Below are 6201 nucleotides of genomic sequence, written 5' to 3'. Positions count from 1 at the left end.
TCCATGAGAAGCTGGATAATATTTTTTAATTCATGCGGGAATCTAATTGGGGAGGTAGGTTGAAGCAGCACTACAATAGACGATAATATTTCGTCAAAAGACAGACTCGACCGCAGATAGTCAATGACAACATCTGTAATTGAAGAGGTATCACGAGAGAGCGATTCATCCCTTTTACTGACAGAGAATCTTGGATCGTCAAAACTCTCTTGAAGAATGTCGCAATCATTAGTACTTAAGACCAGGTCAGTAAATAGACTTACCTCTCTTGCGACATTTAAAGCATGCTTATACAATGGGTATTTATAGTATATTGACTTATTTTTGCCAGGAACACCTTTGCTTCCTGCTCTAGCAGGTATAAACGCTATGATTTTCATTTTTTTACAGAAATAGTGAGGACCCCTTTAGAGTTGGGCTTAAATTTAAAATATGCTCTGCAATATTTTTCGATGCAAAGCCGTTCCCATACATTTCAGAAGGCATAATTTTCTTGGAAGTAATAGTATGAAAGGCGTTCACGATATCACTTGGATGATAAGAACATGTAATTACATTATTGTCTTTTTCTCGGCTGCATTGCCGATTGCCGATGTTAACTGAAGGGATAGCCAAAAATGATCCTTCTCTGATTCCGACAGAAGAATTGCCAATTAAGGCTTTGGACTTTATGAGCAGTTTTAAGAAGTCTTCACTAGGCAAGTCCTTGACGAAGGATATCTTTGAAAGACGTCCTTGTTCTCTTGCTCTCCTAATTTCTTTACTAACATCGGAACTACCAAGGTCGGCATTAGGCCAAAACCAATAACCCGGCATATTCATACGTTCAATTGCTTCAATTAGATTGAGCGTGTTCCTCGAAGAAGTTTCGTATTCATCTGTAACAGGATGATAAAGTATCACAATAAAGGGCTTACTCTCATCGAAGACGGTGCCAACAGAAAAATCAAGAGGTACTATTCTTTGAGCTTTAGATTTCTCAAAGCTTTTTAATGCTTTTCTTGCAATGTCTATAGATGGGCATCCATATAGCGCAACTCGTGAAGGGTCTTCGCCTAACCTGAGAATATTATCCCTGCTCTTTTTTGTAAAGCATACGTGATAATCAGAGAGCTTTGTTATCGAATGACGCACTCTATCGTCGATATTTCCAGATGTTTCACCTCCCTGGATATGGAGAAGACATGTAGACGAATAAGAAGCTGCTATTGCAGTTGCAATTGTCTCAAATCGATCAGCGATGGTAATAACTAAATCTGGTTGAGAATGCTCAAAAACATCGGCAAGTTGATTAATAAGATTGGCTGTAGAGCGAGGTGGGCAAAATCTTTCATCTCCTTCTATTAGGTTAAAGCATTTTCCCGAGATATTAAATCCATCTTCAATAACCTTTTTATATGGATTTCCATATTTGTCGCCAAGCATTGAGCCTGCAACAGTAAGTTCAAGGCTCACAGTTTGTGATTGATGCAGATAGCTAATTATCTCCTTGATACGACTATAGCTTGCTCTAGCCGTGAGTACGACAGAAATTCTTTTCATTGAAAGTCTTCTTTCGAAAAAACATGACCAGCGCGAACATTATGAGTCAGCGTTTGGCCTATGACACTATCTACATTTTCTACGTCTATTCCATCTCCATTTAGCTTTCTGAAATCAAGATCCTCTATCCTTATTACATCGTTTACGCAAAGGTCTCGTCTTGAAATTATAGATTTTGCGAAGATTCTGAGATTGTGGGATAGGCTTTGGTTATGCGCTTTAGCTTCCTTTGCTTTTATGGCAAAATCAACTCCGGAAAGAAGAAGTGGAATTTCTCTTATCTCAATAGATGAGGTTGAATCTGGTCCGAACTGAAGACGATCGAAACACAAATGAAACTCATAAATTTCAGCTCCTATAGTTGCTGCAATAATCCCTCCGTACACTGAGCCACTATGATCACTAAATCCAACTCTTGTGCCTGGAAAGATAGCTTTTAGCTCATTTATTTTATTTATATTTATTTGTTCTGGCGTGCAGGGATAGCTTGATACGCAGTGTAGTATGTCAACGGATATACCTGCAGACTCAAAACAGGAAACTGCGGTCTTTAAGGTGCTTAGAGATGAAAGCCCCGAGCTTAGTATCACTCTTTTCGCTGTTTTGCGGACTTCATGCAACAGTATTTGATTTACAATATCGGCAGAGCCAATTTTAAAAACTTCAACTCCTAAGGAATTAAGCCAAGAAACCGCAGTAAGACTGAATGGACTGGCCAAGAATGTTATGCCTAGCTTATCACAATGATTCTTAATTATTCTCCAATGATCAAGACTAAAGGAGGTTCTTTTCCAGTAATCATATCTTGATGCATCTTGAAGGGAGAAAGGTATACGGAATTGCTCTTTGGGGCTACTTTCTTCCTCGGCAATATGAATCTGAAACTTTATTGTTTTAATTCCATGTTTTGCGCAAGCATTAACATAAGAGAGAGCGTTGCCAAGGCTACCCTCGTGAGCCTGGGCAATTTCAGCAATGATTTCCATTTAAATAAAAATAATTAGCAGTGATCAAATGGGTCTACAGCCTCAGTGCACCCAGCTCCCTGGGAAGAATGCCTTTTAGATCCATAAACACACCAGCAGTGGCAAGCAGCTCACGCCATTGGGGGAGCTTTAGCTCTATGAACTGGGTGTGGGCCACGGCAATCACCACCGCACTCCAGATGCATCCTGCAGGAATGCCAGGAAGCACATTGAGGTTGTACTCGGACTTGGCCTCCTCAGCATCCACCCATGGATCTACCACAACCGGCTCGATGCCATAGCGATGGAGAGCCTCGATCACATCAAGCACCCGAGTATTGCGTAGGTCTGGGCAGTTCTCCTTAAAGCTAAGCCCAAGCACCATGACCTTAGCGTCGGCAATCACCATGCCCCGTCGGGCCATTTCCAAGACGAGCTGCTCCACCACCCAGCGGCCCATGCCGTCGTTGATCCTCCGACCTGCCAGCACAACTTGTGGGTGGTAGCCCAGCTGTTCAGCCTTATGGGTGAGGTAGTACGGATCAACCCCGATGCAGTGGCCGCCCACCAGCCCGGGGCGAAACGGCAGAAAGTTCCACTTGGTGCCSGCYGCCTCMAGCACATCCAGCGTGTCGATCTCCATCTGGCGAAAAATGATCGCCAGCTCGTTCACCAGAGCGATGTTSAGATCGCGCTGGGTRTTYTCGATCACCTTKGCKGCYTCYGCCACCTTGAKGCTGGCKGCCMGGTGGGTKCCGGCACTGATGATCGAGCCGTAGAAGCCATCCACCCAGACCGCCGCTTCAGGCGTGCTGCCGCTAGTCACTTTAGTGATCGTGGTGAGTTTGTGGTCGCTGTCGCCAGGGTTGATGCGCTCCGGGCTGTAGCCGCAAACAAAACCCTGGTTGAACACCAGACCGCTCTCACGCTCCAAGATAGGCACGCACACCTCTTCCGTTGCGCCGGGAAACACGGTGCTTTCGTAGATCACCACTGGTGTGGTGGACCAGCTGCGTTGCTTCAGTGCAAGGCCAACCGTGGCGCTGGCCTTCTCCAGCGGCGTGAGGTCTGGTCGTTTGGCACTGTCGATCGGGGTGGGAACCGTCACCACGAACACATCTGCTTGCGCCAGCTGAGCTGGATCACTCGTGAATTTCAACAGCTGGGCCGCATGCAGCTCCTCAGCACTGGTTTCGTTGGTGCGATCGATTCCCTGCCGCAGCTCCTCCAGGCGCAGGCTGTTGATGTCAAAGCCGATAACCCGGCGCTGCAGCGGATCACCTGTGCGGCGACAAGGTTGGGGCTTGGCGAATTCCACCGCCAGCGGCAAGCCCACATAGCCAAGTCCGATCACCGCCACCGTGCAYTCGTTGAGAGGGGGGAGAGTTGTTGTCATAAAAGGGCAGCCGGTGAGTTCCAGCGAGAAAAATTAATGATGGTGGGAAAGCTCAGACGCTGTAGAACTCCCGGTACCAACCCACARACCGAGCAACACCCTCCTTAACCAGGGTGTTGGGCTTGAAGCCTATCCAGGCCTCCAGAGCTGAAGTGTTGGCCGCTGTGGCCGGCACATCGCCCGGCTGCATCGGCAGGAATTCTTTGGTGGCGGTGATGCCCAGTTCATTTTCTACAGCCTCAATGTAGTCCATCAGGGGCGTGGGGTTGGAATTGCCGATGTTGAACACCCGGTGCGGTGCCCAGCTGGTGGCCGGATTCGGATGGGCGGGATCAAAGGCCGGATCCGAGGCGGCTGGCTTATCAAGCAGTCGGATCAGGCTCTCAATGATGTCGTCCACATAGGTGAAATCCCGAACCATCTGGCCGTTGTTAAACACCTGGATCGGCTCTCCCGCCAGCATCGCCTTGGTGAACAGAAACAGGGCCATGTCTGGCCGGCCCCAAGGGCCATACACCGTGAAGAAGCGCAGGCCAGTGGCCGGCAGCCCGTAGAGGTGGCTGTAGGTGTGGGCCATCAGCTCGTTGGCCTTCTTGCTGGCCGCATACATGCTCACAGGGTGGTCCACACCCTGGCGCTCCGAAAATGGCATCCGGGTGTTGCCCCCATACACGCTGCTACTCGAGGCGTACACCAAGTGCTCGATGCCGTGGTGTCGGCAGCCTTCCAGGATGTGGCCGAAGCCCACCAGGTTGCTCTGGATGTAAGCCGCCGGATTTTCGATCGAATAGCGCACCCCTGCCTGGGCAGCCAGGTTCACCACCTTTGTGGGGCGGTGGCGAGCGAAAGCCCCCTCAACGGCGGAGTGATCCTCAAGATCGGCTTCGATCAGCTGAAAGGGCGTGCCCGTGCGTGCTGCCGTGGCCTGCAGCTGGGCCAGACGCGCTCGCTTGAGGGATGGGTCGTAATAGGGGTTGACGTTATCAAACCCCACGACATGCGTTCCCCGCTCCAGCAGCCGGGTGCTGAGATGAAAGCCAATAAAACCGACGGCGCCGGTGACAAGAACGGTCATTACTAAAGAAGCCGCAGTTTAGACAAGCAATAAATACTCAAAAGCAAGCAGTGGCTATTCAATTAGCAATAACTCTGCGCTCTTATACTTCAACTGCGGGTTATCCCGATCCTTCACCGACAACTGAATGTCCACATCCTCTGGCAATGCGGGCCAGCGAATCTCCAACGCTGGATCATTCCAGGCAATCCCCTGCTCACTCTGGGGGTGGTAGTACTCCGAGCAGAGATAGCAGCAATCGGCCACCTCACTCAGCACCAAAAAGCCATGGGCAAAGCCCGGCGGCACCCAGAGCTGGTGGTGGGCCACGTCGTCCAGCAGCACCCCCACCGATTGGCCAAACGTGGGGGAGCCGGGCCGAACATCCACGGCCACATTAAACACCTGGCCCCGGGCGCAGCGCACCAGCTTCCCTTGGGGGTTCACCAGCTGGTAATGCAGCCCGCGCAACACGCCACGCCGGCTGCGCGACTGGTTGTGTTGCACCAGCTCGGGAATCCCCGCTTCCTGCAGCACCTCGGGAATCGCCTGGGGAATGATCTGCATCAGTGTGCTCCTCTCTCGAGCAGGGGCCGCCACCAGCTCTGGTGCTGTCATACCACTCCACCGTGCGCCGCAAGCCCTCCTGCACGCTCACCTGCGGAGTCCAGTCCAGCTCAGCTTCGATCGTGCTGGCATCAATGGCATAGCGCCGGTCGTAATCAGGGCGATGCCACGGCGGTGGATGCGATTTTTCATTGCTGAATGGCAATCAAGATCAGAGGCGCACCAGCTGCTGGCGGAGCTGATCACGGAAGAGTGCCACCGTGCTTTCCAGGCCCTCCCTCAACGGGATCCGCGCCCGCCAACCCATAGCTGCAAGCCGACTCACATCCAACTGTTTCTTCGGGGTGCCATCGGGTTTGCTGGCATCCCAGTGGATCTCGCCTTGGAAGCCGGTGGCCTCCGCCACAGCTTCGGCGAGCTCACGGATTGTTAGATCCACACCCGTGCCCACATTCAGAAACTGTTGCTCGCTCGGCCCCGGCTGCCAGTGCTCCAACGCAAACACGCAGGCCTTGCCCAGATCGTCCACATGCAGGAACTCCCGCAGGGGGGTGCCGCTGCCCCAGCAGGTCACGCTGGCGTCGCCGCGCTCGGCCGCTTCCGTGGAAACGACGGAACAGCGCCGGCAGCACGTGGATGTTGGTGGGGTGGTAGTTGTCGCCCGGGCCGTAGAGGTT

Annotated in this window: 6 protein-coding genes and 1 pseudogene; all 7 read right to left on the bottom strand. The window is 51.4% G+C overall.

The genetic code is table 11. From position 1 onward, the window contains the following. A partial coding sequence (locus tag C7K08_RS12185) for a cytidylyltransferase domain-containing protein (protein WP_423218699.1) occupies positions 1-380 on the bottom strand: 380 nt, incomplete at its 3' end. 4 nt (positions 381-384) lie between these two features. After that, entirely contained in the window at positions 385-1542 is a 1158-nt protein-coding gene (gene neuC / locus C7K08_RS12180) for a UDP-N-acetylglucosamine 2-epimerase (protein WP_106500862.1), read from the bottom strand. Further along, positions 1539-2528, bottom strand: a complete 990-nt coding sequence (locus tag C7K08_RS12175) for an N-acetylneuraminate synthase family protein (RefSeq protein WP_106500861.1) — start codon at positions 2526-2528, stop codon at positions 1539-1541. The genes neuC and C7K08_RS12175 overlap by 4 nt, the downstream gene beginning before the upstream one ends. Positions 2529-2562: 34 nt before the next feature. Continuing rightward, positions 2563-3903: a nucleotide sugar dehydrogenase gene (locus C7K08_RS12170; RefSeq protein ID WP_106500860.1), complete on the bottom strand. Its 1341-nt coding sequence runs from the start codon at positions 3901-3903 to the stop codon at positions 2563-2565. Positions 3904-3955: 52 nt separating this feature from the next. After that, positions 3956-4978: an NAD-dependent epimerase gene (locus C7K08_RS12165; protein WP_106500859.1), complete on the bottom strand. Its 1023-nt coding sequence runs from the start codon at positions 4976-4978 to the stop codon at positions 3956-3958. Between the two features lie 54 nt (positions 4979-5032). Further along, positions 5033-5575, bottom strand: coding sequence for a dTDP-4-dehydrorhamnose 3,5-epimerase (gene rfbC / locus C7K08_RS12160; protein ID WP_241537245.1), 543 nt, complete (start codon positions 5573-5575; stop codon positions 5033-5035). 160 nt (positions 5576-5735) lie between these two features. Then, a pseudogene (locus C7K08_RS12150) lies at positions 5736-6201 on the bottom strand (NAD-dependent epimerase/dehydratase family protein); the annotation flags it as partial.

Source organism: Synechococcus lacustris str. Tous (assembly GCF_003011125.1).
GTDB lineage: Bacteria > Cyanobacteriota > Cyanobacteriia > PCC-6307 > Cyanobiaceae > Synechococcus_D > Synechococcus_D lacustris.
This window is presented reverse-complemented; position numbering and strand designations above follow the sequence as displayed.

Coding starts and splice junctions, on each gene's coding strand:
- rfbC (WP_241537245.1), bottom strand. CDS start 5,575: ATGACAGCACCAGAGCTGGTGGCGGCCCCTGCTCGAGAGAGGAGCACA.
- neuC (WP_106500862.1), bottom strand. CDS start 1,542: ATGAAAAGAATTTCTGTCGTACTCACGGCTAGAGCAAGCTATAGTCGT.
- C7K08_RS12175 (WP_106500861.1), bottom strand. CDS start 2,528: ATGGAAATCATTGCTGAAATTGCCCAGGCTCACGAGGGTAGCCTTGGC.